We start from the raw sequence: 22628 nt of genomic DNA, 5'->3' as shown, positions 1-22628 counted from the left end.
GCGGCACCTACCGATTATCATGAATGCACCTGGCTATCCTTCTGCTCCATATATTTCGTCAGTCGTCTGCGATATCTGACCTGAACGGACTGGGGTCGACCTGCTCAACCCATCCCCGCCACGAGATTGCGGATCTTGTGGAGGCGGGTTTCGCGGGGTTCGTGCATGTCGAGCGTACCCTTGAAGTTCCCGTTCGCGTCCATCAAATAGACCCCGGCCGTATGATCCATCGTGTAGTTGCCGCCTTCTGTCGGAACCTTCTTCGCATACGCGGCGAAGGCCTTGACCGCGACCTCGGTCTGATGCGGGTTGCTGCGCAGCGCCATGATCCTCGGATCGAAGGCGGTCATATACTCAGCCAGCAGTTCCTTGCTGTCCCGCTCGGGATCGACGGTGATGAACGCCACATTGAACTTGTCGGCCACGGGTCCCAGTTCTTTCATCAGGTCGGTTAGCTCGAACAAGGTTGTCGGGCAGATGTCCGGACAGTGGGTGAAGCCGAAGAACGCCAGGTAGGGCTTGCCTTTCAGAGCGGCGTTGTTGATCACCTCTCCCCGATGCGAGAGGAGCTCGAAGGGTTTGCCGATCGCCGGGGTCGACGTGTCCGTGGCATCGCTGCCGGAGCGCAATGGGAGCACGTTGCCGAAGACGAGCAGTCCCGCACCGACGGCTGCGACCATGCACCATACGACAATCCGGAAAATCCGAAGGCCTTTCATGCGAGCTCCTGTTTCGCAGTTACTAGAATCGTTCGAGCATAGCTCTAATCCCTCTAGTAGCCTGAGGTTCAAGGGCGATTATGCGGCAACCTTCATTTCCGCGCCGAAGTGACACAGCCCCTGCAAGTACGCAGGAACATTGGAAAAGTGACCTGAACCGTGCAACCAGCCCTTGACCCTCAAGCTGCTAGAGGTCTCACAATGGCGGGAATCTCAAGGAGAACGAATGGTCAGGACCGAGGTGCAATCAAGCGATGGGACATGGCTTCCCATATTCGGCGCGTGGATCATCGCACTTGGCTCGACCCTGGGAGCGCTGTTCATCGGAGAGGTCATGGGGCAGGCACCATGCGATCTCTGCTGGCACCAGAGGGCATTCATGTTTCCGCTAGCCATCCTCCTTGCAGTCGCCGCCTATCGGAATGATGGACGGTCCTGGTTCTACGCCGCGCCGCTCGCCGCCATCGGCTGGCTGATCGCGGCGTTCCACAACCTCCTCTATTTCAAGATCGTCCCGACCGCGATCAAGCCGTGCGGACAGGGACCGTCCTGCTCGGGCGACGGCATGGTCGTCTTCGGAGCCCTGCCGATCCCTCTCGTCTCGCTTGCGGCCTTCACCGCGATCATCATCCTTCTTCTCATCGTACGCCGGAGAATCACATCATGAACAGACGCGCCCTCGTCTTCGGCACGGCATCGGTCGCCATCGCCATCTTCGCAGGCGGAGCAGCCCTCTACGGCAGCAAGACGCCTGCCCCCGCCCCCGCCACGACACCAGCGTCCACGCCATCGAACGACACGCTCGTCCGGATGCACTCGCCTGTCATGGGTCCCGTTGCGGCCCCTGTCACGATCGTTGAGTTCTTCGATCCTTCCTGCGAGGCATGCCGAGCATTCTATCCGATCGTGAAGCAGATGATGGGCCAGACGGGCTCGAGCGTGCGCCTGGTGCTTCGCTACACACCGCTTCACAAGGGGTCGGACGAGGCTGTCCGGATACTTGAGGCCGCGCGCAGGCAGAACCGCTTCCAGCCAGTTCTGGAGGCATTGCTGGAGCAGCAGCCCGTCTGGGCAGCGCATGGCGCTCCGGATCTGGACAAGGCGTGGCAGGCTGCCGCCTCGGCAGGATTGAACCTCGACCAGGCACGAAAGGACGCAGCCTCTCCGTCGGTGGATGCCGTCCTCGCCCAGGACATCGCCGACGTCCGCGCGAACAATGTCGAGCAGACGCCGACGTTCTTCGTGAACGGCAAGCCACTCACCGAATTCAGTCCACAAGGACTCTATAACCTCGTGAAGGCGGAAATCGATGCGACCAAGCCGGGTTCGTAAGAGCCATCCAAGATAAGTGCACGGAAAGCGACCGCATGAGCGGACACCATCATGATCATAGAGCAGATGCTGGCGACAAGCACATCTGGTGGGCGATCCTCGTCAACGTGCTCCTCACCTTCGCACAGATCGCCGGGGGCATCGTCTCCGGCAGCCTGTCGCTGATCGCGGATGCGCTCCACAATTTCAGCGACGCGGCGTCGCTGGTGATCGCCTATGGCGCGCGCAGGATCTCGCGCCGACCCGCAGACGACACGATGACCTTCGGCTACGTCCGCGCCGAAATCGTCGCCGCGCTGATCAACTACACGACGCTGATCGTGATCGGCCTCTACCTTCTCTATGAAGCAGTGATGCGCTTCATCACGCCGGAGCCGATCGAGGGATGGATCGTCGTCATCGTTGCGACCATCGCCCTGGTGATCGACGTGGTCACCGCAATGCTCACCTACGCTCTGTCGAAGAACAGCATGAACATCCGCGCGGCATTCCTGCACAACGTGTCCGACGCACTTGGCTCGGTCGGGGTCATCATCGCGGGCACTGTCGTCCTGATCTACGGATGGACCTGGATCGATCCCGCCATCACCCTTCTAATCGCCGGCTACATCCTCTGGCAGGCGTTCACGGAGATCGGCAGTTCGATCCGCGTGCTGATGATGGCGACACCGCAGGACGTCGATGTCGTCCAGGTCGTGCTCGATCTGCGTTCCGCCGACGGGGTGGAGGATGTCCATCACGTCCACGTCTGGGCGCTCGACGAAGGACACAACGCGCTCGAAGCCCACATCGTCGTGGCCGACCCCTCCAACCGCGAGGTCGCGAGGATGAAGCGCAGGGTCAGGAAGCTCCTCCTTGAAAAGCACGGCATCGGGCACTGCACCCTGGAAATCGAGACTGCAGACGACAGGTGCGATCCCGATGCGAAGGTCATCGGCCACGACGTGGACAAGGACTAGCGCCGGGCGTGGCTACCGCTCCCGTCTGCCATGTCGTTGGAGATGATCCACGACGAAGGACGCATCGTCTCCGACACCCGCTATGAGGCCGGATGCCCGGTTACGCTGCCAGGCTCTTCCGACGAAGTAGAGGCCGCCCACCGGAGAGACGCCTTCCCGATGGATCGCGTCGCCATTGCCTCCGGTCGCGCCTTCTATCTCTATCCAGCGGAAGTCGTCGACATACCCTGTCGCCCACACGATCGTTCGGACCTCTTCCGTGGAACCGTCTTCGAACACGACCATTCCTCCGTCGAACCCTGTCAGCCTCGGTCTGCGGATGGCTCCTGCCCTTGCAAGGGACTGGTCATCGTTGCCACGCCGTGGAAACGGGTCGGCCTCGCGCATCCGCCTGCCGATGAAGCTGCTCGCGGAAGCCCGGAGCAGACCGGACCGCTCCAGCCACCACCAGACGCTTCGGCCGAGTATCCTTTCGGGAAGCAGCCGCCGCTTCCGGCCCCCGGCAAGCAGGACGCGGCTGGTGGCAGAAAGCGAAAGGGCGACATCGCGTCCGCTCGCGCCATCACCCACGACAAGGACGGCTCCGTCGGCAATGGAATCCGCATTCTGGAAGTCCGCGACGTGTAGATGGTCGGCCGAGATGGGGACGGTGCGCGAAAGCGAAGGGATCCGAGGCACGGGAAAGGATCCTGTGGCGACGATCACGGCCCGGCTGGTTATGATGAGGCCGTCTGCCGTGAAGGCCTCGAACAGCCTGCCGACCCGGAGCAGCCTTACGATCTTCGTGCCGCTGATGACCTCGTAGCCGTTTTTCGCAGCATAGCGAGCGAGATAGTCGGCGAACTCGTCCTTCGTTGCGTATCCGTCCGGATCGCCGACAAGCGGCATTCCGGGAAGCGCGCTGATGCTCCGTGGCGAAGAGCGTGAGACCGTCGTAGCGTTGCCGCCAGCTATCCCCGACCGCGGGCGAGGCATCGACGATCAGGAACGTCATCCCCGCACCCTCCAGCGCATGTGCTGCGGCGAGACCCGCCTGCCCGGCATCGATCGACATCGTCTGAGACCGCCTACGGACGCGCGGGCGCGGAAGCGGCGGGATCTGGCCTCGCCTCCCGGCCGATATGCAGGAAGCTGTAGGAAAACACCGCGACCACGAACGCGGCGAGGATCGCGAACACGATCCAGTTGTTGCGCCGGATCCTGCGCATGCGTTCATCAGGCTGCGCCATCGCCTAGTCTCCCGCCGGGGCGTCGGCGAGCGCGCCAGTCCCGGAGCGCTTCTTCATCTCCTTGAACGGGTCCGCAAGGGCCGCATCCGGCCTGCTGACCGGATACTTGATGCTCGATATGCGGGCGGCGAGCTTGTCCGCGCCATCCTTCTGCAGAAGCGCGCGGAAGCTCGGGTGCATGCCGCCGTCCACGTAGGCCGACACTGCAGAGGTGTCACCGCTGTCCGCCATCGCGTCGTCGACCTTCTTCTTCTCGGCGGCCAACTGCGCCATGAGCTGCGGATCCGGCGGGGTGGAGACCGCCGGGCAGGCCGCGAGAGGATCGCGAGGTTCGCCACCGGAGAACTCGGTGTTGAACATGTAGCGGCGACCGCAGACCGAGACCCTGGGCTGCTGCCGGGTGATCTCGAACGCGTCGTAGCCCTCCTTCAGGGTTCGCCAGAACGGCATGTTCGGGTCGCCCTTGTGAAGCGCCATGTTCTCCGCGGTCATGCGGAAGGGATACGCCTGGACCTGGAACCGGTCCTGTCCGGATGAGAGAGCCTTCGCAACGATGGCATAGATCTCGCCCACGCCCTGGTCGGTGAGCGCGTAGCAACCGGAGGAGGAGCATGCGCCGTGCACCATGAGGGCCTCCCCCGTGTAGCCGAGCGCACTCTCAAGCCTATTCGGGTAGCCGAGATTGAAGGAGACATAGTACTGCGATTTCGGGTTCAGCATGCCTGCGGAGACATGGTAGAAGCCCTCCGGAGCCTGACGGTCACCGTTCTTTATCTTCGGGCCGAGTTTTCCAGACCACCTGCACATCGGATAGGTCTTCAGCAGTGCGTAGCGTCCCGTCTGGTTGATCTTCCAGATCTCGAGCTCGCTCTCCTGCTTGAATATGCGGACAAGCACCGGGCTTTCCGCCTTCATGCCCTTCTTGAACATCTCCGCGAGCATCTTGCCAGACACCTGCGGTGCCGCGCTCGAAAGGCTATCAAGCGCCATGTCCGCGGCTACACAGCCAGAGAGCGCGACACAAGCCGCCGCTCCGAGAAGGATGTTCTGTGCGATCGAGCGCACCCTAAATTTCGAATTCCGGAACCAGTTCATTTCGCCACTCGGTGCGTAGATATCAGGATGTCGAATCACAAAGCCGCACGCACAATCCAGGATCTCGAGGATCCGCTGCCTCGACGGCCGAAGAAGTGGCCGGAAGATAAGACCTCAAGTAACTTGAGGTGCAAGAGGCCGAATGCGGCTTGGCCATACCGCAGGCGGATCTCGCTCTTCGGCATAGCACGATATGATAGATCAACCCCGGGGCGGCGGATCGACCAGACTGTTACCCATCTCGCGGTTCTTCGTGTCGGGTGCAGCCGCGTACGCGGCATTCACGTACTCTCTTGAGGAAGTACGATCATCCAGGGACGGGAGGATGCCGTGGGAATGCTCAACAGGATGCTGGCATTGCTGATGGCCAAGGGCGAGCTCGACACCGTTGCTGACAACACTCGCGATCGTCGCAACATCAGAGTTGCTGAAACGCAAGACCGAGCCGAACGATCCCGTCACGGTCACTGCCAGCAGCAGCACCATGCAGACGATACGCAGAGGTCGGTCGAACGGAGGCATGGTCATCCAATAACTTGATCATGGTTTAAATTGAATAAACACGGACCTCAAGCCCCTTTCACAATAGGGAACCCGCTACAACAACAGTTGATTTCCCCGTGTGGGGCGTCGCAAATAAATTCGGACCCATGGGTTCCTTAGTTCCGAGTTTTCTCAAGGCCTTGGGCCTCATCGTTGTCTTCTCGCTGATGGGGTTCATCCTCATCAAGCTGGTGTTCGAATTGCCCTGCTGGGCCGCTGGCCATGATGGTCTGGTGGCAATGATCAGCTTCGTCGCTTCCATAGGGTTCGGCGGGTGGATCGGCCTTGAAGCCTATCTTTCGCTGCGTGACTGGAGATCGCGCAGGAGAGCGAGAGATTTCGATACACCTCGATAAAATTGCACCTAATTTCTTTGCCGGATGGTGGCACCCGATATCGATAAGTCATCCAACAAGACGGGGATGACTTATGACCTTCAGGCTTCTAGTGACAATGCTTGCCATAGCGACGATCTCGATGGGAGTTTCCCGGAAGCCGGAAGAGGCATACTTGGATGCCATGCCCCTCGCAGGTCCGACATCCCAGCCTATCGGTCACTTCGAGTCCTGCGAGCGCTATCCCAGGGAGTGCCGTCCAGGTGCAATCGATCGCGGACCGATGAAGCTGACGCCAGAAACTTGGAGCAGCCTCGTCGGCGTGAACCGCACTGTCAACCTGATCCCGGCAATGACGGACATGGATCAGTATGGCGTGGAGGAGTACTGGACCTATCCGGTCGATGCAGCCGACTGTGAGGACTTCGTTCTTCAGAAACGGAAGCTTCTGATCGAGCGCGGCTTCTCCGCCTCCAACCTGCTGATCACTGTGGTGCTACAGCCGAACGGCTCGGGTCACGCTGTTCTGACGGTGCGATCAGGGTTGGGAGACTTCGTTCTCGACAACCTTCGCGCCGAAATCAGGATATGGTCTGAAACCGAGTATACCTATATCAAGCGTCAGGACTCGGCCGATCCGGGCAAATGGGTGAAGATCAATGACGGCCGCGACACAGTCGCCGTGAGTGCCATCCGCTAGTCAGCAGCGGCCGCTTCGAGGTCGGCCAAGCCCCTGGCGAGGCTAAGCCACCAGACTACAGTGCCCCAATCAGGAACGTGGCCAGAACAAGTCCACCTAGAAAGATCGAGACCAATATGGTCGTCCGAGCGCTCGGACGTTCCGGCGTCGTTGACCTAGATAAGCTCTCGCTTAGTCGCTGATCCGTCTGCTCCACGTCAGGTGACGGCGGATCGAACTCTCGCAGTTTCGGATCATTCGTTTCCCTTTCTACAAGCACACGCGTGGTGGTCGCTTCATCGAACTTAACTTCGAATTCAAGCTTTCGTCCCCTGTCCAGTTTTTCGAGAGCCTTAACGGCAGCGCTCTGCTCGCTGTCGGTTTCAACGAACGATCTGTGAGTTACGAGAAAGAACGGCATCTGTTCGCCAATGGTGGTTGAATAGCGGTTTCCCAAGATCACATCCGCCCCGATAGTCCCGCTGACGGTTTCCGGACTTCTCGTTTGTTAGCGCCATCATCGTCCACCCTCCCTCTGAGCGGCTGTTCATGTGCAGGAAGTAGATCGGACGACCGTCTGGATGCCGCCGAGAAGCATGATCGCCGCGATCGTCAACGTCTTCCTCTCGATGACGTTGCCCATCACCAGCCAGAACGGGATGGCTGTCAGAATGAGCGACAAGACAAAGCCCGTCATGTAACTCCTTAGGGACCCATGACCGGAGCGGTGACCGGAATGCTCTTCGTGAGCGCCATTGTGCGAAGAATTCGAAGTCATGCGACAACTCCCATCAGATAGACCACGGAGAAGACACCGATCCAGATGAGATCCTGTGTATTGGAGTTATGGTATAAGGGTGCGGGCGGAAGGCCGTCGGGGTCCTGGTCGTTTGAGACCGTTTGCTGGCTTTGGCCTCCGCCCGCTCTTGATAATCCCAACCTGAACAGTTGACAGAGGCCGTGAGCGCGGACCTCGTAGCACAGGATGAGGCTTGCCATGGTACACCCTGTTTACATCGGATGCGACGTTGCAAAAGCACATCTCGATCTTTTCGACGCCGCAACCCAGAAATACATCCGCATCGCCAACACTGTCTTAGCCATTGATGAATGGCTTGCCACTCTTGAGGGACGTGAGGCGCGCGTCATTCTGGAAGCAACCGGACGCTACGACCGGCTCCTGTGCACGGCATTGGAAAGGTGGCAACGACCCTATTGCCGGGTCAATCCAGCCAGAGCCCGCGACTTTGCAAGAGCCACCGGCCAGCTTGCCAAAACCGATAGCATTGATGCGCGACTGCTTTCGCGCATGGGTAGGACGCTTTCACCACCCGTCAATACACACCCGACCCGGGCCGTCAGCGGCTCGAGACCCTGCATACGCGCCGTGATCAGCTCGTTGCCATGCGTCAGCAGGAACGTGTGCGCCTTCATACCGCAGACCCGTGGGAACGGGACAGCATCGAGCGCCACCTTGGCTGGCTCGATGCCGAGATCGCAGCGATCGAAAAAGCGTGCCAGTTGCACGTGAGGGCAAACGCGACGCTGGATGAGAAAAGCGCCAGGCTTCGCTCGATCCCCGGCGTCGGTCAGGTGACGGCGCTCACGCTCATGGCTCACATGCCGGAGCTGGGCGACAGCTCTCCTGGCGGCATGGCAGCCCTTGCAGGACTTGCTCCCTTCAATGCCGATAGCGGCATCCATCGGGGCCAGCGCCATATCCAAGGCGGTCGAAAGCGCGTGCGCGATGCCCTCTACATGGCAGCCCTTGTCGCCTATAGAATGAGATCGCCATTCGCATACCTCATTCAAACCATGCAGGCCAAAGGCAAACCGTTCAAGGTCATGATCATCGCCATCGCCCGCAAACTGCTCGTTATCGCAAACGCCATTTTCAGAGACAAAACCACCTTCAGAACAACTTGAAAAATAACTCTCGTAATACAGTTGCCAGTAAGTGCCAGAACATCGATAGACACATCAGCCGTCGATGGTTCTCAGGAGTGAGGCCAAACTTCGAGACCTGAACCATGAGTACGACGAGCCAGACGACCCCGGAGGTGACGTGCAATCCGTGCGTGCCAACGAGGGCAGGAAAGCGGACCACTGCGGACCGGCGCCCTCGGCGATCAGGTGGTAGAATTCGTAGGCTTCGAGGCCGAGCAACCCCGTTATCCCCAGCCAGAACAGTGTCCCGCCCTTGGCGTTGCTCTCGGCACGGATCATCGCAACGCCATAGGTGATCGACGACACGAGCAAAATCGTCGTCGCAACGGCGATAAGCTTGAGATCGAAAAGATCGGCAGGTGCGGGCCCGGCAGCATAATTGCCGCCAAGAACAGCGTATGTTGCAAAGAGAGACGCGCGAAGATGAGGCAATCACTCATCAGGTACAGCCAGAACCCGACGATCTGCACGAAGATCATCGTCAGGACAGCCAAGGTTTGTCCATGAGGCTGATCAGCGGCAGATCACGAACCTACACAATTCGTTGAGATCTCGATTTCTGTGAAATCTTCGGCTTGAACCTCAAGCTGCTAGAGATCGTACACCCCGCGTCTAATCAGCAAAGCGGGTGGCACAAACGCGTCGTCCGGGTGAGGACATACATGACCAGATCGGGACTCGTAAAACGTCGAACAATAGTCCCTCTGATGCCCTCCGGGGGCCGATCCGATCCTAGCGAAAGTGAGCTAGTGGCTCGCTACGCTGCGAGAACGGACGAAGGCTACCGTCTTCCCGGGATTCCCTTCCGAAAGATTGACCCGAAGTATTACCGTCAGCGTGTTGAAAACCTGACTGGCGAGCCTGAGGGTGTAGTGGTCGGAGATGTACGCAGCAGGTTTCTCTATCTCACCGAGGGTGCCGGCATGGCAATGAGGTATGGTATCGGCATTGGTCGTGCTGGCTTCACTTGGGCGGGCGAAGGCGTGATCCAGTGGCGGCAGAAGTGGCCTCGCTGGACACCTCCACCGGAGATGATTGCTAGACAGCCGGAATTGCGGAAGTACTGCTACGGCAATGGTGGACAGGCACCCGGCCCCGACAACCCGCTTGGCTCCAGGGCGCTCTACATCTTCCAGAACGGCATGGACACCCTCTACCGCCCTCACGGAACAAAGGATTGGCGATCGATCGGCAATGCCGTCTCTTCAGGCCGCGTCCGGCTCTTGAACCAGGATGTGATGGATCTGTATGAGAGGGTTCCGGCAAAGGCGCGGATCGTCGTCTTGAGGCGGGAAAGCGAATGAAGATGTCCCGCGGCAGGATCGTAGCCAGGCTGGCCATTGTTGTGATCTGGGTTGTCGCCCTGTGCGTCATAGACCTGACCGTCAAACATCTGGTTGTCAGCGAGTTGATGAACCCACCACGGATTATCCCCGTCACGCCGTTTTTCAACCTTACGCTGGCATACAACTCGGGTGTCAGCTTCGGACTTCTCGCGGACACGATGGGATCCGCTCCGCGCCTGTTCGCGCTGCTTCAGGGTGTGATAGTCCTCGGACTGGTCATGTGGGCAGTCATGACAAAGAAGATCGCAGAGCGCGTCTCGATCACGGTAGTGGCAGGCGGCGCCAGCGGCAACGTCGTTGACCGCTTCTTGAACCTAAGCGTGACCGACTATCTTGATTTCCACGCCTTTGGCTGGTCATGGCCAGCCTTCAATCTGGCGGACGTATTCATCGTCTGCGGTGCCTTCATACTCGTTGCGATCTCATTTCGCCGGGATAGGCACACCAATTCACCGGCCAGCACATGACTTCCAAGCGCAGAAATGCTGTTGAATTCAGTCTTGAATTAACCTCCGGGATGGTCACATCTAAGGTCCGAGAGCTTTTGGAGGCATCTCTCGATGGATTCAAGTCTTCAAAAAACTATAAAGACGCGCAACGGATGGGCGTTGCATCTCATGACTGGAGAATTATCATGTTGACGATCGGTGACCTGTCGAGGACGACGGGCGTGAAGGTTCCGACCATCCGCTACTACGAGCAGATGGGCCTTCTGTCGCACCCGGAAAGATCGGAAGGCAATCAGCGCAGGTACTCGAAATCAGAGCGCGAGCGGCTGTCCTTCATCAAGCACGCACGCGAGCTCGGCCTGACGATCGAGGCGATCCGCGAACTCATCGACCTCAGCCAGCATCCGGAAAAGCCTTGCGCGGAAGCCGACCGCATCGCGGCGGAGCAGCTCGTCGAAGTGCGCCAGAAGATCGAGCGCCTGAAGAAGCTCGAGGCCGAGCTGGAGCGGATCTCGACCCACTGCCATACGAACCAGGTCCGCGACTGCTACGTCATCCGAGCGCTCGCGAACCACGATCTCTGCTCGACCGATCATGATTGAGGTGATCGCGGTCCGGTCTTTCCTTGCCGGCGTCAGGCTCCGAAGACGAGTCCTCCCGTCATCAGGCCAGCGACGAGCGTCGCCAGGATTAGCCGACGCGAGATCCAAAGGATCGAGATCAGTCTCAGCATGGTGCGCGGTGCAGGCGATCTGTCCTTACGGGGCATCTAGCGCTGACCGGTTTCGATCCGCCATCCAGCACGTCCTTCGGTCGTCTTCATGTGCTTCGGCCTTCCAGCGTATTGAGGCCTAAAGAACGAAGTCGACCAGCAGCTTCACATTGAGAACCGCGATCACGATGGCTATCAGCCAGGCAAACGCGGTGAGCCAGACCGGAGCGCGCAGCTCTCCCATCTTCCGGCGGTCGGACGTGAACATGACCAGCGGAAACACGGCGAAGGATAGCTGCAGGCTCAGGACCACCTGGGTCAGGATCAGGAGCTGCGCGGTTCCACTGTCTCCGAAGGCGATCGTCACGCCAGCCGCGGGAATGATGGCGATCGCGCGGGTGATGAGGCGGCGCAGCCAGGGCGCAAGACGAATGTTCAGGAAGCCTTCCATCACGATCTGCCCGGCCAGCGTCGCGGTGACTGTCGAGTTGATCCCGCAGCACAGCAGCGCGATGCCGAACAAGGTCGGGGCGACAGCCAGACCCAGCAGAGGCGCCAGCAGATTATGCGCCTCGCCAAGCTCCGCGACCTCGGTGCGGCCGCTGGTGTGGAAGGTCGCGGCCGCGAGGATCAGGATCGAGGCGTTGACGAGAAGTGCGAACATCAGGGCGACCGTCGAGTCGATCGTCGCGAACTTCAAGGCCTCGCGCTTTTCGGGAAGCGTGTGTCCGTACGCGCGTGTCTGCACAATCCCCGAGTGGAGATACAGGTTATGAGGCATGACGGTCGCGCCGAGAATGCCAAGGGCGAGGTACAGCATTTCGGGGTTCGTGACGATTTCGGTGGTCGGCGCGAAGCCGAGGATCACCTGTCCCCAGTCCGGATCCGCCAGAGCGATCTGGATGGTGAAGCAGACCGCGATCACACCGAGCAGCGTGATGATGAGCGCTTCCACCCACCTGAAGCCCAGTTTCTGAAGATAGAGGATCAGGAACACGTCGAGTGCCGTGATGATGACACCGAGCTCGAGCGGTATCCCGAAGATCAGGTTCAGACCGATCGCGGTTCCGATCACCTCAGCGATGTCGGTCGCGATGATGGCGGTCTCCGCCAGCAGCCAGAGCATCAGCCCGACGGGCTTCGGGAACGCGTCCCGGCAAGCCTGCGCCAGATCCCTCCCGGAGGCGATCGCCAGTCGCGCGCAAAGGGATTGCAGAACGATGGCCATGATGTTCGAGAGCAGTGCGACAGTCAGCAACGCGTAGCCGAACTTTGAGCCACCCGCGAGCGATGTCGCCCAGTTGCCGGGATCCATATAGCCGACGGCGACCAGATAGCCGGGCCCGAAGAAGGCCATCGCCCTTCTCATCGATCCGGGTGCGCTCGACACCTTGATGGTGCGGTGGACATCCGACAGCGAAGGGTCCCCAGACGCCTGCCGCCACCCCGAGACATGCTGATCCATTCGCCTCTCCATACTTCTTAGCATCGGCTATAATTGCAATTGCAAATCATTCGCATAAAGAAATCGGCCTGGCAATAGAATTGCGAAAATTTCAGCCGTCCTCGCCGTCAACGGCTTGTTAGCGAATTGTTGACCATAATTCTCGGCAAGCGAGCCCGCGCATTCTGCGTCGAATCCTTCCGAAGGATACTGTGTCTGTGTTTGTAACTGTGCCAAAGCCATCCTGCCCGTCGATGGCTGCCCTGCTCTCAGGAGCGCGGCGCTGGACGATCCGGGCCGCAACCGCCGTTCTGCTCGCCCTGCCTGCCTTTGTCGGATCGGCGTATGCCGCAGCAGCGGAGGATCGCTCTCTCAAGCTTTTCTTCACGCACACGGGCGAGCGGGCGACGATCACATTCAAGCGCGACGGCAAGCTCGACCCCAGAGGTCTGGCGCAGATCAACCAGTTCCTGCGGGACTGGCGGAGGAACGAGCCAGCCCGAATGGATCCCCGCCTTCTCGACCTTGTCTGGGAGGTGTACGACCGCAGCGGTGCGCAGGACTACATCCACATCGTGTCCGCGTATCGATCGCCCGCCACCAACAACATGCTCCGTAACCGATCCCGCGTGACGGGCGTCGCCAAGAACAGCCAGCACATGCTCGGCAAGGCAATGGACTTCTACCTCCCGGGCGTGAAGCTAGCGACGCTCCGCGCGCTTGCGATGCAGATGCAGATCGGCGGCGTGGGGTTCTACCCCACATCGGGATCGCCATTCGTCCATCTCGACGTGGGTAGCGTCCGGGCGTGGCCGCGAATGTCCCGGCAGGAACTTGCCAGGATCTTTCCGAACGGGAACACGATGCACCTGCCTGCGGATGGTCGTCCCCTGCCTGGCTACGAGCAGGCGGTCGCCGACTACCGACGACGTGTCGGCCCGAACTCCATCCGAATAGCCAGCACGGCAGGCGATGACGACGATGACGCGGGATCGTCCGGCAGCAGCCTCCTGACTGCCATGCTTCCGACCACCAGGAGCAGAGCGGAGCGCGCGCTTGAGTTTCAGACCCGCCCACAGCCAGCTGGCCTGACTCCAACGCCGTCCTTCATCGATCTCGCTTCGATCTCTGCACCGGTCCCGGCATTCCGGCCTTCGCAGGCCGTTGCCGAGTCCACCGTGGAAACTGCATCGATCGACCGTGCAGCAATCGCCTCGGCGATGCGCGAGACATCGCTGCCAGCAAAGCGCACCGCATTGAGGGAGCCGTCCAGGTCAATCGCAAGGCTCCGGATAGATACCGTCGCAGTTGATCCGGACGGCGAATTCGATCGCGACGACGTGCTTACCGTATGGGCCCTGTCGCCTCCCGGGAGCTCGACAGGAATGTCCGCGCCGCTTCTTGTCCGCCGGACGTTCGTTCTGGACCACGATCGAAACCGCATGGACGAACCGCTCCCGACCGCATCCGCAGAAGAGTTCGACAACGGGCGTTTCTGGTCCGATGGCTAAATCCATCAGGTTCCCAGTAGCGAAACTTGAACCGCTCCGCCGTTTCCGGCCGTCGAAAACGCCGGCAGCGTCTTACGGCGTTTTATGTCCGGAATGTTCGTCGTCGGAGCCAGACTTGGGCTTCTGCACGACGAACTCCACCTCGACGGGTCCGGCCTTCTCGAACAGCAGGACCGCCTTGAACTTCTCTCCTTCGGCAGGCCGCTGCTTCGGATTGACGAGCATGATGTGCGCTCCGCCCGGCTGCAGGCTCAGTGTCGCGCCCGCCGGGATCTCGATCCCCTGCTTGGCGAGACGCATCCTGGCGACACCATCGACGATCGAGGACTCATGGACCTCGAGACGCTCTGCCACGGACGAAGTGCCGCCCACGAGGCGGTCAGGTTCCGGTCCCGAATTCACAATCGTTACGTAGCCGCCGAGCACGGGTGCTACCGGAGGAGCCTTGGCGGACCAAGGATGCTTGAGTTCGAGGCTTCCCGCCTTGAAGTCGTGCGCCGAGGCCGAACCGGCGATCGGTATCGCGACTGCGAACAAGGCGGCTCGAGCCGCGATCCTGATGACGTTCTTCATTTCGGTCTCCATATTGCGCGGGCTACCTACGCCCATACTGGAAAAGCTCCATGGGGTTCCAGACAGACAGCACGCCGATCATGCTGAACACGACCGACATGGCGACGATGGCCAGGATCGCTGCGAACACGATCTTTCTGAGCATTTCGGGTCTCAGCGGATCGGCCGCAGCAGGCGCAAGGCGTTCATCGTGACGAGGACGGTGGCACCGGTGTCGGCAAGGATCGCCGGCCAGAGACCGGTGATGCCCATGACGGTCGTTACCAGGAATACCGCCTTGAGGCCAAGCGCGATGGTGATATTCTGGAAGATGTTGCGCATCGTTCGCTTCGAGAGATCGATCATTAGCGCGACATCGCCGACCCGCCCGTGCAGAACTGCCGCATCCGCGGTTTCAAGCGCGACATCCGTGCCACCACCCATGGCGATGCCGACATCGGCGGCGGCCAGTGCAGGAGCGTCGTTGATGCCGTCGCCGATCTTGCCGACGACGAAGCCCTCCTTCTTGAGTTCGCCGACGATGCGCTGCTTGTCCTCAGGCATCAGTTCCGCACGGACCTCGATGCCGAGACCAGCACCGATCGCAGTCGCAGTCCGCTTGTTGTCCCCCGTCAGCATGACGGTCTTGATCCCGGCATCCGTAAGGGACTTGAGGCCCGCCACGGCATCGGCGCGTGGTTCGTCACGCATGGCGATGGCACCTGCCAGCACGTCGCCGACGAGGAGGACGGAAACGGTCTTTCCCTCGTCGTTGAGAGCGGTGATCCTTTTCGAGTGCGCTATCGGAATGGCGACCCGTTCCGCGGCGGCCTTCGGAGACCCGAGGAACACCTCGACGCCGTCGACGATCGCCGTCACCCCCTTGCCGCCGAGCGCCTTCGAACCGCTGGCGGCCGGAGCTTCGATACCGTCTTCGCTGGCCTTGTCCAGGATGGCGACCGCCAGGGGATGGCTGGAGCCACCCTCCAAGGCGGCTGCAAGCCGGAGCACCTCCTCGCCGCCGCGACCGAAGGGTACGATGTCCGTCACCTTCGGCTTTCCTTCGGTGAGCGTTCCGGTCTTGTCGAACGCGATCGCCGTCAGCTTTCCAAGACCTTCGAGAACAGCGCCGCCCTTCATCAGCAGCCCGCGGCGCGCGCCTGCGGAAAGCGATGCGGCGATGGCGGCCGGAGTCGAGATGACGAGAGCGCACGGGCAGCCGATCAGCAGGATCGCGAGACCCTTGTAGACCCACTCGCCCCAATCCCCGCCTGCGAGGAGCGGCGGGATGACGGCGACGAGGGCCGCGACCAGAACGACGCCGGGGGTGTAGTAGCGGGAGAAGCGGTCGATGAAGCGCTCGGTCGGAGCCTTGGACTCCTGCGCCTCCTCGACGAGCCGGACGACGCGGGCGATGGTGTTGTCCTCGGCGGCGGCGGTGACCCGGATGCGAAGAGCCGCGTCGCCGTTGACCGTCCCGGCGAACACCGCATCATCGACCACCTTGCGGACCGGTACGCTCTCACCCGTCACCGGAGCCTCGTCGATGGAGCTTTCGCCAGCCACGATCACGCCGTCCGCTGAAATGCGGTCGCCGGGCCGCACGAGGATCACGGATCCGACGGCAAGCGTTTCCGCCGGAACCTCGCGGGTCTTTCCGTTTTCCTCGAGGAGCGCTGTCTTCGGCACGAGCGCGGTCAGCGACCTGATGCTGTCGCGCGCCTTGCCCGCGGCGACCCCTTCGAGCAATTCGCCGACAAGGAACAGGAACACGACCGCGGCCGCCTCCTCCGTGGCGTTGATGATGAGCGCGCCGACCGCGGCGATCGTCATCAGCATTTCGATGGAGAACGGGGTTCCGGCCATTGCGGCCATGATCGCACGGCGCGCGATCGGCACGAGGCCGACCAGCATTGCGGCGATGAAAGCGTAGGTCTCGATCGCCGGGAACAGATGGCCGATGCCATAGGCGACGACGAGCGCGGCTCCCGCAAGGATGGTCAGCCTGCCCTTCTTGCTGCGCCACCAGGGACCTTCGGTCGGCCCATGATCGTGACCGTGCAGGCCCTCGATCTCGGCTTCGGACGAGCCCGATCCATGACTGTGACCAGCGTGATCGTGCCTTGCGGAGTGCGTGGCGGCGGCAGCCTTCGCTGTCGGTATGATCGGCGCGATCGTGTAGCCGAGGCCGGAAACCTGCTTCTCGATCGCCTTCAGGTCGGCCGTAGCCGCATGCTTGACGGTCATCGTGCCGGAGGTGACGGACACGCCGACATCCTCAATGCCCGGCAGTCGGCGGACCGCGGTGTCGATCTTGCTTGCGCAGGATGCGCAGTCCATTCCACCGACCCGGAAGCGCGCCTGTCTGGAGGACTGGAGAGCCGAAGCCAGGGGTGCGCCATGACCATCGTCTCCATGCACTGCGTGATCGTGATCATGGCCTTCGTGATCATGTGAATGTGGCTCGCCGCCGTGCGAATGGTCGTGGTGATGATCGTGACCCGAGTGGTCACGGTCGTCATGGGAGCAGTTCGGCCCGTGTTCGTGTGCCGCTGGCACTTCCGGCACCTTCGCCGTCTTCGCCGGGATCGCACTCGCCGCGTAGCCGAGACCGGATACCTTCTGGCTGATCGCGCCGATGTCGGCATCAGCGCCGTGTGTAACCGTCATCGTGCCTGCAGTGACGGAAACGGAAACATCCGCAACGCCTGGCATGCGCCTGACCGCCGTATCGATCTTGCTCGCGCACGACGCGCAATCCATGCCGTCGACTCTGAACCTTGTCTTCACCGCTTCATTCATGAGCATAGTCCTCGTTGTCGAGGCGACCTTACGACCTCTAGCTGCTAGAGGTGCAAGGAAAAAATCAGGGGAGTTCCAAATTGCCCCACAGTTCAGTGCCCGAGAGACTGCAGCAGCAAAGCTTGAGGTGACGAGAAAGCTCGAGTGACTGCCTCCGAAACAAAGCAGAAGCGGCGGCCTGTTCAAGGACCACCGCTTGAAGCTCCCGGCGCGCGGATCCGGAAATGACGCCGATCCGCTTTGACTATGCGTTCTCAGTTCGCGGCATGCGTCCACTGCGCGCGAACATCGGACGCATTCTTGGAGAGATGGACGTGGGCGTCAACGTGGTCGACCCAGTCGATGGGAATGAGATGATGGTGCTCGCCATCCGGAGAGTCGTTCTTCGTCAGCTTGATCTGGTCGCTCCCCTCGAGATGATCGACTGTCCCGACGTGCTCGCCATCCAGCGATCTGACTTCCATGTGCTCTTGAATCTCGCTTGCAGAAACCATCGTATTTCTCCTTCATTGTGGTTGGCACAGGAAACGTCACCAAAGGGCAATCGTTCCGAAGGTCCCGTCGGGATGCGGCCGAAATCACCTGACGGACCAGTGGAACAGCGACGTTTCCTGCCATTGCCTCGCCGGAGCGGCAGCGCTACATTCCGCCCCGCAGCCAGGAGGAGGGTACGGCCATATCCAACGAACTCGCGACGACGACAGCCACTTCGAACCAGCTTGCAATTCCGCAAGGCGGCCCTCTTTCCACGGTCAAGGTGGCGCTTGCGCCCGAACGGCTGGTGGAGGCGGAGGCTGTGGCAGAGCGCACATCCCTCGCCGCCATGGAGGCGAGCACCCTGGTGACATTCGGACAGGAGGCCGTCTCGGGCTTCGGTGCGAAGCTCGATGCGATCCTCTCCCAGATTACCAACGCCCAGTCTCCGATCCTCTTCGAACTGTTCCGGACAATCCGCGACGGCGTGCAGGGCGCCGATCTGCAGGCGCTCGAGGCCGACATTCGCGAGAAACTGAAGGGAGGCTTCATCGAACGACTGCTGATGTCGATCGGACTGAGGGACCCTGCCGAGCGGCTGAAGCGGGTGTCGGATGAGATCCGGGGCATGCTTCAGAGCAAGGCGAAAACGCTCTCGGATCTCGTGAAGCCCATGGAGGCGAAGGTCGACGAGGAGAGCGCCAAGCTCGTCGGCGAGGTCTCCCGGATGAGCCAGCTCGCCGATGCGTACAGGGAGTCCATCGTCTCGCTTGGCGTGTTCGTGACGGCGGGGCGGAAGATCGTTGAGACGGGCGAACGGGATCTCGATCGTCTGACGAAGGAGGCCGCCAGCGGGGATCCGCTCCGGGTCCAGACGGCGCGCGATCATGCACAGAAGCTCGACATCTTCCGCAATCGGCTGCTCGTCCTCGAGAACGCCTACGCGAAGGCTCCTTCCGACCTCGACTCGATCGGCATCGCCCGTGGCGCCGCGCTCGCGACACTTGCCGAGACGGTTTCGTCGGCGAACGCGGAGTTCAACGACATCAAGTCGGTCCTGATCAGGCTGCACGTCCTCTTCCAGATGCAGTCCATCCAGCAGATGAATGAGATGCGGCGCGAACTGAGGGCTTCGCTTCAGCAGTACGGGATGGACGTTCTCGAGGACGTGTCGGTGAGCGCCACCAAGGCCTCCGGCGACAACCGTCTGGCGGATGCCGAACTCGTGCTGGGCACCGCAAAGCGCCTTCGTTCGATCGCCGACAAAGTTGTCGCCGAAGGAGAGAAGAACAAGCAGCGTTACGCGGCGGCCCGAGCGAAGCTTGAAGAGGCGCGCGCAATCGTCACCGACAGACCAATCCAGTAGAAGTAAACGGAGCAGGCAGCGCATGGCCACTTTCAACCTCTCGAAGGGGCAGTCGTTTCAGATTCGGAAGGAGATGGAGCTGGTGCATTCGGGCCTGGTCTGGGATCCGCCTGAAGGTTCGGGACCGGCGTTCGATCTCGACGTCCACTGTTTCGCGCTCGTGCACCCGGGTGGTGATCCTGCCCGGGCCCGCCTCTACAACGACGGCTCCCACGCCCTCTGCTACGCCTTCGTGCGCGGCCCCTCCAACGCGGAAGGCTCGCTGAGGAAGAACCCGGACGGCTCGTTCGAGACCGAGGACGGCTCAATGTGGCACGAGCGCGATGACCGGACGGGCCGCGGCGGCAGCACGGCGCACAAGGAGGACGATGGCGACGGGGATGAAGGGCATCACGGCGAGGGTTTCCGCGAGGAGTTCAAGATCGTCCTGGCAAGGCTCCCGGCGGATGTGTCGGAGCTCGCAGTCTGGGCGACGATCCATGACGCGGAGCGCAAGCGCCAGGACTTCGGCAAGGTCAAGAATGCATACATCGAAGTCTGCGACGCCATGGACGACGAACTCTGCCGCTATCAGCTCACATCGGAATTCGCGGGCCTGACGACCATCCAGGTCGCCTCGTTCCTCAAGCAGGCCGACGGCTCATGGAAGTTCCACGCCGTCGGCGCGGGATCGACGGCGGGCCTTGGCGAAGTCATCAACGCCTATCTCAGCTAGAGGAAGAAGCGTGTCGGCAGCGGACGAAGATTGGCGATCCGGTCCGAAGGTGCCGTTCGGCAAGGAGGTGTCCGAACCCTCCGCGTCGACCGGGCAGCCCAGGGTTCTGTTCGGATCGCCGCGCCGTCCGGAGCCGCCCGCGGACGAGCCCCGCATCATCGGCGGAGGCATCGTCAGGCAACGCATCCCGTGCACGACAGCCGACCTGCGGGCCATCGAGCCCGACGCACCTGAAGCACAGCTTGCGCAGGCACTGCGGATCGTGAACTCGATCAACTTCGATGACCATGAATTCGACGACGTCGTCCGTTTCGGGACGGCGCTGCAGGAGCTTCACGGCAGGCTTGCAGAGCAGCAGCTTGTGCTTGCAGGGAACGAGCGGTTGATCGAGGCGAAGCGCCTGTCTGCCGAGCTACTCCGCCAACTCGAAGAGCTGGATCCTGAAAGGCTCTTCTCTACGGATCGCGGCCTGATCAGCGGGATCAGGGCGGCGTTGTCGCGGTCAGCCTCGCCGCAGGCCTTCAGAGAGGGAACTGCCTCCGTCGTAAGAAATGCGGCAGCCCTGAAGGAGCGACTTCCAGACTATCGGGATCTGGGTCGCGAGGGGGCGGTGCTAAAGAGAAGAATGACGACGCTGACTGTCGCGCTCCAGGCCCATCTCCTTGCAGGACGCTTTCTCATCCGGCACCTGGACGCCGCAGCATCATCTGTCGCGCCCGGAAACCCGCATCTGATATCCCAGAAGGATGCGCTCGAGGTCAGACTGACGGCGCTCGCCAGCACCCTTTCGTCAGTGACCGTCGGCGCGCAGATCCTGGAGACGCTGGTCTCCACCATTGGCGCGGCACGAAAGTTCGCGGAGGAGATCGTCGATGCCGAGCTCCCCGCCTGGCAGACCGCGTGCGCGGCAGCCCTTGCCGCCCGGCTCGACGGGCGCAGCTACGAGCTCTCTGGCGTTCGCCGTCACTACGAGAAGATTGTGAACATTCTCAAACAGAGGAACACGACATGACCACGTTCAGACTGGAGAAGCCGGAGGAGGAGGTTCGCCGGGTTGGGTTCGTTCTTGAAAAGCAGGGCATCCACGAGCGGATTCCGGCACAGGTGGGCCTGAACATCGACGTATCCGGATCCATGAAGGGCCTCTATGACAGCGGGATAGTCCAGTCGGCTCTCGAGCGGGTGCTGCCGGTGGCCCTCTATTTCGATGAGGATGGGCGCATCGACACATGGGTCTTCTCCAGCGATGACCGGATGGCCTCGCTGAAGCCCGTGACTTCCTCGACGTATGAGGGCTACGTACGCCGTGAGATCACCGAAAACCCGGCGCTGGAGCGGATCCTCTGGGGAGGGACGGACTACGAGCCCGTGATCCGATCCAACCTGATGGCCTACGGACTGCTCGAGGAGCGGAACGCAGGCGGCCTTCTCGGCATGATCTTCGGCCAGACCCGCGACACGTTCGGCGAGGAGACGCGATCCGGCGTTCCGGCGATCAACTACTTCCTGACCGACGGGATGAACTCTGACCATGATGCCGCATGGCGGCTCCTGTCGGAGGCCGAGCATGCCGAGTCCCAGATCTACTATGTCATGATTGGGATAGGCGACGACGAGTTCAAGTTCCTGCGCGAAGCTGCCGAAGAGTTTCCCAACGTCGGCTTCGTGAGCGCGAAGGATCTCGGCCGGTTCGTCGGCGGCGACGACGCCTACGAGAAGCTTCTGCCAGCCGAACTATGCTCGTGGCTGAAGCACGAGCATGAGGGCGAAGAAGATCATCATTGAACGAACTGTTGCATTCCAAGATCCGGCACAACACCCTCACGTCGGGCCGTTCCAAGTAGCGCAACCCGTCCAGTGGTCTCCGGAATTTCCTGAAACAGGACCTCCTCTTGCAGGATTGTTGCAAGCTAATGATGAAACGAGGCCCGCGGCTGTCGGCCGACCAAGGGCGTCCTTATCCCAGGGCGCGCACATCTGCGTGAACCCCACTTCCAATCGTCGCGACAGCATGCCAGAATTGCACCATGACCATCCTGCGGACCGTCCATCGTCTGTTTCTGCTTGTCGCCATGCTCGCGATCGTTATCGGTCCGATGAGCATCGGGCTGGCCGGCAGTGCTATGGCGTCTTCGGGTGCCGCAACGATGAAGGGTATGGCCAGCGCGATGCCCGGCATGCAGATGGCGAAAGATATGCCCTGCTGCCCGGACGAGCAGCCCGTCAAGCCGGATTGCACCAAAGGATGCCCGCTGGCCCTGGTCTGCACGACCTCGATCTTGGCCCACGCCCCTGATAGCAGCCACGGTTGGTCGTTCGCCGTTAAATGGCAGTCCCACCGCTACGACCTCCTGCCGACGTCGCAACTGATGTCCGCGCTCGTCGAGCCTCCGGCCCGACCTCCGAAAGCCTGATCTCA

The 22628-nt window shown here is 61.3% G+C and carries 26 protein-coding genes and 3 pseudogenes; 16 read left to right on the top strand and 13 right to left on the bottom strand.

Annotation, left to right across the window (positions count from 1 at the left end; genetic code table 11):
• Positions 1 to 104: 104 nt before the first annotated feature.
• On the bottom strand, positions 105 to 680 hold the full coding sequence (locus ACIK7D_RS25950; RefSeq protein ID WP_400157920.1) for an SCO family protein: 576 nt from the start codon (positions 678 to 680) through the stop codon (positions 105 to 107).
• A gap of 265 nt (positions 681 to 945) precedes the next feature.
• On the opposite strand from ACIK7D_RS25950, the gene ACIK7D_RS25945 reads away from it, so the two are divergent.
• From ACIK7D_RS25945 to ACIK7D_RS25935, 3 genes are read left to right on the top strand one after another with little or no spacing between them, the layout of a single operon-like run.
• Positions 946 to 1386, top strand: coding sequence for a disulfide bond formation protein B (locus ACIK7D_RS25945; RefSeq protein WP_400157919.1), 441 nt, complete (start codon positions 946 to 948; stop codon positions 1384 to 1386).
• Entirely contained in the window at positions 1383 to 2051 is a 669-nt protein-coding gene (locus ACIK7D_RS25940) for a DsbA family protein (protein WP_400157918.1), read from the top strand. The genes ACIK7D_RS25945 and ACIK7D_RS25940 overlap by 4 nt, the downstream gene beginning before the upstream one ends.
• 35 nt (positions 2052 to 2086) lie before the next feature.
• Positions 2087 to 3010, top strand: coding sequence for a cation diffusion facilitator family transporter (locus ACIK7D_RS25935; RefSeq protein ID WP_400157917.1), 924 nt, complete (start codon positions 2087 to 2089; stop codon positions 3008 to 3010).
• A gap of 12 nt (positions 3011 to 3022) precedes the next feature.
• Here the strand turns inward: ACIK7D_RS25935 and ACIK7D_RS25930 are convergent, their stop codons facing one another.
• From ACIK7D_RS25930 to ACIK7D_RS25915, 4 genes are all read right to left on the bottom strand, one after another.
• On the bottom strand, positions 3023 to 3898 hold the full coding sequence (locus ACIK7D_RS25930) for an FAD-dependent oxidoreductase (RefSeq protein WP_400157916.1): 876 nt from the start codon (positions 3896 to 3898) through the stop codon (positions 3023 to 3025).
• A gap of 179 nt (positions 3899 to 4077) precedes the next feature.
• Positions 4078 to 4239 carry a hypothetical protein gene (locus ACIK7D_RS25925; protein WP_400157915.1) on the bottom strand — a complete coding sequence of 54 codons (162 nt, stop codon included), beginning with the start codon at positions 4237 to 4239 and terminating at the stop codon, positions 4078 to 4080.
• 3 nt (positions 4240 to 4242) lie between these two features.
• Positions 4243 to 5334: a hypothetical protein gene (locus ACIK7D_RS25920; RefSeq protein WP_400157914.1), complete on the bottom strand. Its 1092-nt coding sequence runs from the start codon at positions 5332 to 5334 to the stop codon at positions 4243 to 4245.
• Positions 5335 to 5535: 201 nt separating this feature from the next.
• On the bottom strand, positions 5536 to 5820 hold the full coding sequence (locus ACIK7D_RS25915) for a hypothetical protein (protein WP_400157913.1): 285 nt from the start codon (positions 5818 to 5820) through the stop codon (positions 5536 to 5538).
• Positions 5821 to 5984: 164 nt separating this feature from the next.
• Between ACIK7D_RS25915 and ACIK7D_RS25910 the strand changes: the two genes are divergently transcribed.
• Both ACIK7D_RS25910 and ACIK7D_RS25905 read left to right on the top strand, forming a co-directional pair.
• Positions 5985 to 6233, top strand: coding sequence for a hypothetical protein (locus ACIK7D_RS25910; protein ID WP_400157912.1), 249 nt, complete (start codon positions 5985 to 5987; stop codon positions 6231 to 6233).
• Positions 6234 to 6306: 73 nt separating this feature from the next.
• Complete coding sequence (locus ACIK7D_RS25905) at positions 6307 to 6912, top strand: transglutaminase-like cysteine peptidase (RefSeq protein WP_400157911.1); 606 nt, start codon at positions 6307 to 6309, stop codon at positions 6910 to 6912.
• A gap of 55 nt (positions 6913 to 6967) precedes the next feature.
• Here the strand turns inward: ACIK7D_RS25905 and ACIK7D_RS25900 are convergent, their stop codons facing one another.
• Positions 6968 to 7348 carry a hypothetical protein gene (locus tag ACIK7D_RS25900; RefSeq protein WP_400157910.1) on the bottom strand — a complete coding sequence of 127 codons (381 nt, stop codon included), beginning with the start codon at positions 7346 to 7348 and terminating at the stop codon, positions 6968 to 6970.
• 52 nt (positions 7349 to 7400) lie between these two features.
• Positions 7401 to 7669, bottom strand: a pseudogene (locus ACIK7D_RS25895) (cytochrome o ubiquinol/quinol oxidase subunit IV); the annotation flags it as partial.
• 207 nt (positions 7670 to 7876) lie between these two features.
• Between ACIK7D_RS25895 and ACIK7D_RS25890 the strand changes: the two are divergent.
• Positions 7877 to 8149 (top strand): annotated as a pseudogene (locus ACIK7D_RS25890) (IS110 family transposase); the annotation flags it as partial.
• Between the two features lie 146 nt (positions 8150 to 8295).
• Positions 8296 to 8817 carry a transposase gene (locus ACIK7D_RS25885; protein WP_400157909.1) on the top strand — a complete coding sequence of 174 codons (522 nt, stop codon included), beginning with the start codon at positions 8296 to 8298 and terminating at the stop codon, positions 8815 to 8817.
• Here the strand turns inward: ACIK7D_RS25885 and ACIK7D_RS25880 are convergent.
• Positions 8804 to 9317: pseudogene (locus tag ACIK7D_RS25880) on the bottom strand (cytochrome c oxidase subunit 3). The gene ACIK7D_RS25885 and the pseudogene ACIK7D_RS25880 sit on opposite strands and share 14 nt — an antisense overlap.
• 228 nt (positions 9318 to 9545) lie before the next feature.
• Between ACIK7D_RS25880 and ACIK7D_RS25875 the strand changes: the two are divergent.
• The 3 genes from ACIK7D_RS25875 to ACIK7D_RS25865 all read left to right on the top strand — a co-directional run bounded on the left by ACIK7D_RS25875 (position 9546) and on the right by ACIK7D_RS25865 (position 11235).
• A complete protein-coding gene (locus ACIK7D_RS25875) occupies positions 9546 to 10142 on the top strand; it encodes a L,D-transpeptidase (RefSeq protein WP_400157976.1) in 597 nt (198 codons plus the stop codon).
• Positions 10139 to 10651 carry a signal peptidase II gene (lspA, locus tag ACIK7D_RS25870; RefSeq protein ID WP_400157908.1) on the top strand — a complete coding sequence of 171 codons (513 nt, stop codon included), beginning with the start codon at positions 10139 to 10141 and terminating at the stop codon, positions 10649 to 10651. Before ACIK7D_RS25875 ends, lspA begins: the two co-directional genes overlap by 4 nt.
• Before the next feature lie 167 nt (positions 10652 to 10818).
• Positions 10819 to 11235, top strand: a complete 417-nt coding sequence (locus ACIK7D_RS25865; RefSeq protein WP_400157907.1) for a helix-turn-helix domain-containing protein — start codon at positions 10819 to 10821, stop codon at positions 11233 to 11235.
• A gap of 249 nt (positions 11236 to 11484) precedes the next feature.
• On the opposite strand, the gene ACIK7D_RS25860 is transcribed toward ACIK7D_RS25865, so the two are convergent.
• Positions 11485 to 12810 (bottom strand): Nramp family divalent metal transporter, encoded by a 1326-nt coding sequence (locus ACIK7D_RS25860; RefSeq protein WP_400157906.1) that lies wholly within the window; start codon positions 12808 to 12810, stop codon positions 11485 to 11487.
• Positions 12811 to 13043: 233 nt separating this feature from the next.
• Between ACIK7D_RS25860 and ACIK7D_RS25855 the strand changes: the two genes are divergently transcribed.
• Positions 13044 to 14300 carry a DUF882 domain-containing protein gene (locus tag ACIK7D_RS25855; protein WP_400157905.1) on the top strand — a complete coding sequence of 419 codons (1257 nt, stop codon included), beginning with the start codon at positions 13044 to 13046 and terminating at the stop codon, positions 14298 to 14300.
• A gap of 72 nt (positions 14301 to 14372) precedes the next feature.
• Here the strand turns inward: ACIK7D_RS25855 and ACIK7D_RS25850 are convergent, their stop codons facing one another.
• The 4 genes from ACIK7D_RS25850 to ACIK7D_RS25835 all read right to left on the bottom strand — a co-directional run bounded on the left by ACIK7D_RS25850 (position 14373) and on the right by ACIK7D_RS25835 (position 18148).
• Entirely contained in the window at positions 14373 to 14873 is a 501-nt protein-coding gene (locus tag ACIK7D_RS25850) for a copper chaperone PCu(A)C (RefSeq protein WP_400157904.1), read from the bottom strand.
• A 22-nt stretch (positions 14874 to 14895) separates the two neighbouring features.
• The gene (locus ACIK7D_RS25845) at positions 14896 to 15018 is read right to left on the bottom strand and encodes a hypothetical protein (protein ID WP_400157903.1); all 123 of its coding nucleotides are present in this window, start codon (positions 15016 to 15018) and stop codon (positions 14896 to 14898) included.
• 8 nt (positions 15019 to 15026) lie between these two features.
• Positions 15027 to 17654, bottom strand: a complete 2628-nt coding sequence (locus ACIK7D_RS25840) for a heavy metal translocating P-type ATPase (protein WP_400157902.1) — start codon at positions 17652 to 17654, stop codon at positions 15027 to 15029.
• A gap of 254 nt (positions 17655 to 17908) precedes the next feature.
• Positions 17909 to 18148 carry a DUF2171 domain-containing protein gene (locus ACIK7D_RS25835; RefSeq protein ID WP_400157901.1) on the bottom strand — a complete coding sequence of 80 codons (240 nt, stop codon included), beginning with the start codon at positions 18146 to 18148 and terminating at the stop codon, positions 17909 to 17911.
• Positions 18149 to 18450: 302 nt separating this feature from the next.
• Here ACIK7D_RS25835 and ACIK7D_RS25830 point away from each other — a divergent pair, with 302 nt between their 5' ends.
• From ACIK7D_RS25830 to ACIK7D_RS25810, 5 genes are all read left to right on the top strand, one after another.
• Positions 18451 to 19494 (top strand): toxic anion resistance protein, encoded by a 1044-nt coding sequence (locus ACIK7D_RS25830; protein ID WP_400157900.1) that lies wholly within the window; start codon positions 18451 to 18453, stop codon positions 19492 to 19494.
• Between the two features lie 22 nt (positions 19495 to 19516).
• Entirely contained in the window at positions 19517 to 20209 is a 693-nt protein-coding gene (locus ACIK7D_RS25825) for a TerD family protein (RefSeq protein ID WP_400157899.1), read from the top strand.
• 10 nt (positions 20210 to 20219) lie between these two features.
• The gene (locus ACIK7D_RS25820; protein WP_400157898.1) at positions 20220 to 21221 is read left to right on the top strand and encodes a hypothetical protein; all 1002 of its coding nucleotides are present in this window, start codon (positions 20220 to 20222) and stop codon (positions 21219 to 21221) included.
• Entirely contained in the window at positions 21218 to 21994 is a 777-nt protein-coding gene (locus ACIK7D_RS25815; RefSeq protein ID WP_400157897.1) for a VWA domain-containing protein, read from the top strand. Before ACIK7D_RS25820 ends, ACIK7D_RS25815 begins: the two co-directional genes overlap by 4 nt.
• Before the next feature lie 242 nt (positions 21995 to 22236).
• Positions 22237 to 22623: a hypothetical protein gene (locus ACIK7D_RS25810; RefSeq protein WP_400157896.1), complete on the top strand. Its 387-nt coding sequence runs from the start codon at positions 22237 to 22239 to the stop codon at positions 22621 to 22623.
• Positions 22624 to 22628: the final 5 nt, after the last annotated feature.

It is taken from the genome of Agrobacterium sp. P15N1-A (genome assembly GCF_044626815.1).
Classification (GTDB): Bacteria; Pseudomonadota; Alphaproteobacteria; order Rhizobiales; family Rhizobiaceae; genus Agrobacterium; species Agrobacterium leguminum.
This window is presented reverse-complemented; position numbering and strand designations above follow the sequence as displayed.

Bases quoted from the DNA above. Each gene is read 5' to 3' on its own strand.
- ACIK7D_RS25950 (WP_400157920.1), bottom strand. From the start codon at position 680: ATGGTCGCAGCCGTCGGTGCGGGACTGCTCGTCTTCGGCAACGTGCTC.
- ACIK7D_RS25945 (WP_400157919.1), top strand. From the start codon at position 946: ATGGTCAGGACCGAGGTGCAATCAAGCGATGGGACATGGCTTCCCATA.
- ACIK7D_RS25940 (WP_400157918.1), top strand. From the start codon at position 1,383: ATGAACAGACGCGCCCTCGTCTTCGGCACGGCATCGGTCGCCATCGCC.
- ACIK7D_RS25935 (WP_400157917.1), top strand. From the start codon at position 2,087: ATGAGCGGACACCATCATGATCATAGAGCAGATGCTGGCGACAAGCAC.
- ACIK7D_RS25930 (WP_400157916.1), bottom strand. From the start codon at position 3,898: ATGCCGCTTGTCGGCGATCCGGACGGATACGCAACGAAGGACGAGTTC.
- ACIK7D_RS25925 (WP_400157915.1), bottom strand. From the start codon at position 4,239: ATGGCGCAGCCTGATGAACGCATGCGCAGGATCCGGCGCAACAACTGG.
- ACIK7D_RS25920 (WP_400157914.1), bottom strand. From the start codon at position 5,334: ATGAACTGGTTCCGGAATTCGAAATTTAGGGTGCGCTCGATCGCACAG.
- ACIK7D_RS25915 (WP_400157913.1), bottom strand. From the start codon at position 5,820: ATGGTGCTGCTGCTGGCAGTGACCGTGACGGGATCGTTCGGCTCGGTC.
- ACIK7D_RS25910 (WP_400157912.1), top strand. From the start codon at position 5,985: ATGGGTTCCTTAGTTCCGAGTTTTCTCAAGGCCTTGGGCCTCATCGTT.
- ACIK7D_RS25905 (WP_400157911.1), top strand. From the start codon at position 6,307: ATGACCTTCAGGCTTCTAGTGACAATGCTTGCCATAGCGACGATCTCG.
- ACIK7D_RS25885 (WP_400157909.1), top strand. From the start codon at position 8,296: ATGCGTCAGCAGGAACGTGTGCGCCTTCATACCGCAGACCCGTGGGAA.
- ACIK7D_RS25875 (WP_400157976.1), top strand. From the start codon at position 9,546: ATGCCCTCCGGGGGCCGATCCGATCCTAGCGAAAGTGAGCTAGTGGCT.
- lspA (WP_400157908.1), top strand. From the start codon at position 10,139: ATGAAGATGTCCCGCGGCAGGATCGTAGCCAGGCTGGCCATTGTTGTG.
- ACIK7D_RS25865 (WP_400157907.1), top strand. From the start codon at position 10,819: ATGTTGACGATCGGTGACCTGTCGAGGACGACGGGCGTGAAGGTTCCG.
- ACIK7D_RS25860 (WP_400157906.1), bottom strand. From the start codon at position 12,810: ATGGATCAGCATGTCTCGGGGTGGCGGCAGGCGTCTGGGGACCCTTCG.
- ACIK7D_RS25855 (WP_400157905.1), top strand. From the start codon at position 13,044: ATGGCTGCCCTGCTCTCAGGAGCGCGGCGCTGGACGATCCGGGCCGCA.
- ACIK7D_RS25850 (WP_400157904.1), bottom strand. From the start codon at position 14,873: ATGAAGAACGTCATCAGGATCGCGGCTCGAGCCGCCTTGTTCGCAGTC.
- ACIK7D_RS25845 (WP_400157903.1), bottom strand. From the start codon at position 15,018: ATGCTCAGAAAGATCGTGTTCGCAGCGATCCTGGCCATCGTCGCCATG.
- ACIK7D_RS25840 (WP_400157902.1), bottom strand. From the start codon at position 17,654: ATGAATGAAGCGGTGAAGACAAGGTTCAGAGTCGACGGCATGGATTGC.
- ACIK7D_RS25835 (WP_400157901.1), bottom strand. From the start codon at position 18,148: ATGGTTTCTGCAAGCGAGATTCAAGAGCACATGGAAGTCAGATCGCTG.
- ACIK7D_RS25825 (WP_400157899.1), top strand. From the start codon at position 19,517: ATGGCCACTTTCAACCTCTCGAAGGGGCAGTCGTTTCAGATTCGGAAG.
- ACIK7D_RS25815 (WP_400157897.1), top strand. From the start codon at position 21,218: ATGACCACGTTCAGACTGGAGAAGCCGGAGGAGGAGGTTCGCCGGGTT.
- ACIK7D_RS25810 (WP_400157896.1), top strand. From the start codon at position 22,237: ATGACCATCCTGCGGACCGTCCATCGTCTGTTTCTGCTTGTCGCCATG.